The sequence below is a fragment of the Cupriavidus sp. 10L43_2 genome (genome assembly GCF_056395265.1).
The window spans coordinates 1-2,051 of record NZ_JBFTJE010000039.1 but is presented as its reverse complement, the minus strand read 5'-3'; the positions used below and the strand labels follow the sequence as shown (position 1 = coordinate 2,051).

Below are 2,051 nucleotides of genomic sequence, written 5' to 3'. Positions count from 1 at the left end.
AGAATCAGCCGCTCGATCCCGATTTTCGGCGCGGTATCGATGGGAATCCTGACCGCCATCGACGCCGTGTGGAAATTCGCGGGCTGGGAGCAGATGCTGCAGGCCGAAGCACAAGCGTTGTCGTTCCAGAAGACGTGGACGCAGGACGTGCGGGTGAGTCTGGGGTATGGGTTGTATGTGGGGGCGCTGGCTGCGGGTGCGGCGGCGGTGGCGCAGGTGTTTGGGACGTGGCGCAATTTGTATGCGACGGGGATGGTTGAGAGGACGACTGGGGAGAGGATGGCAAAACGTGCGGGGATTGCTTTGCGTGTGGCCGGCGCCTTGACGGCGGTGATCTCGGGTGTCGTGGCGACGATGGACATTGTGGACGGCGCGAAGAGCTTGTCGCGCAATCAGTGGGCATTGGGCGGTTTGCAGATTATTTTCGGCGTGACGGGAGCTACCGCGGCTGCTTTTGTATTTTGGGCTGCTCTCGCTCCTGCGGGTAGTGCGACCCTCTTCGTCGGGCTTAGTTTAGCCGCTTGGGGCTTGGTGCTAGCGGTCGTGATGGTCGCACTGGGCATGGCGATCGACCACGTCAAGGGCGACAAATTCGCGCAATGGCTTGAGCGCTCTTACTGGGGAAGACTCCAATCGGGACGCTACCCCGATTCCTTGGCGGAACAGACTGACTTCAATCAAGTAATGACAGAGGCATAATGTTCACAACTAGCAAGAAGCAGCGTCCGCTGAATGATCAGGATCGTGAATGGCAACTGGCAGTCCATCAGTCGGAGGCTGATCCACATGCATCAGGCTTCGCCATCCGAATGAACTCTACGTATTTGGAATTGGTCGACGGCCTCTACGCAAATCGCGGAGCGATGAGCGTCTTTGGACTCTTCAGTATTGGACTACTGATGTATGCGCTTTCCGCGATATTCTATAGCGTCATATTTCTCAATTATATGGACCCAAATTGGGATCATCACGACGAGTCCGTGATGCTGTGGGTCACAGTTCCCTTAACCGTTCTTCTGCTGCTGTTCATCGCTGGCGTTGTCGCCTTCAACCTCAAGATCGGTGAATGGTTCCGCTATACGCATTATCCGATACGCTTCAACCGTCAGAACCGCAAGGTTTACCTATTCCGTGGCGACGACACGGTGCTGGAAGCATCGTGGGACGACGTGTATTTCACTTTGCGCGTCAACAGCCAGTTTCTAGGCGTGCGCTCTTATGGCATCTGTGGCCTCCTCCTGAAGGACGAGCAGACCGTCGGAGAGATGTTCGTGATCGGCTTCGCTTCCACGTGCCTTGACCAATGCCGACACCACTGGGAGTTCATCCGCCGCTACATGGAAGAAGGGCCACAGTCCGTGATTGATGCGCCAGGGTTCCAGTATTGCCTGCCCATCGCAGACAAGCGGGAAACCCTCTATCAAGGCTGGGTGGCACTGGTTTCCATGGATGCATCGAACCTGATTCTCAAATGGTTCATGTTCCCATTCCACGTGCTCTTCTTCCTTGGCCGTCTGATCTACCACGCCACCAGCAAAGTGCCACGCTGGCCCGCCGATGTCGAAGCGGCCTGCCGGATCGCGCCGGGCGACCCCTACGTGCGGGATTCGAGCACGAATCCGGAGGGGTATCGATAGGGATGTATGCAACCCTCACTGGGCGCGCCAGGCTCGACAGTTGACCACGTATGCCGAACGGCAGGTGGCGGGAAGCTTCGCCAGCGGCAATATCGGGGCATTCAACACGGCCATTGCGTCCAAGGATGTGAAAGCGAAGATTGCCGTGTTTATCACCGACGACATGGATAAGGCGCTCGCGAACATCAAGGACCCAACCAAGAAAATCGCCTGGCTGGTCGAACATGTGAAAACCCCAAAGAGCCTGCACGAATACGGCGTACTGAGAATCAGCCGCTCGATCCCGATTTTCGGCGCGGTATCGATGGGAATCCTGACCGCCATCGACGCCGTGTGGAAATTCGCGGGCTGGGAGCAGATGCTGCAGGCCGAAGCACAAGCGTTGTCGTTCCAGAAGACGTGGACGCAGGACGT

At 57.2% G+C, this 2,051-nt stretch carries 3 protein-coding genes; all 3 read left to right on the top strand.

The window, feature by feature from the left end; all coding sequences use genetic code 11:
- Positions 1–699: hypothetical protein (locus AC1DEL_RS27450; protein ID WP_477126487.1), on the top strand; the 699-nt coding region annotated here is incomplete at its 5' end.
- Positions 699–1,637, top strand: a complete 939-nt coding sequence (locus AC1DEL_RS27445) for a DUF6708 domain-containing protein (RefSeq protein ID WP_441645777.1) — start codon at positions 699–701, stop codon at positions 1,635–1,637. The genes AC1DEL_RS27450 and AC1DEL_RS27445, both read left to right, overlap by 1 nt.
- Before the next feature lie 40 nt (positions 1,638–1,677).
- Positions 1,678–2,051, top strand: a 374-nt coding sequence (locus tag AC1DEL_RS27440) for a hypothetical protein (RefSeq protein ID WP_477126486.1), incomplete at its 3' end; no start/stop codon positions are given.

Coding starts and splice junctions, on each gene's coding strand:
- AC1DEL_RS27445 (WP_441645777.1), top strand. CDS start 699: ATGTTCACAACTAGCAAGAAGCAGCGTCCGCTGAATGATCAGGATCGT.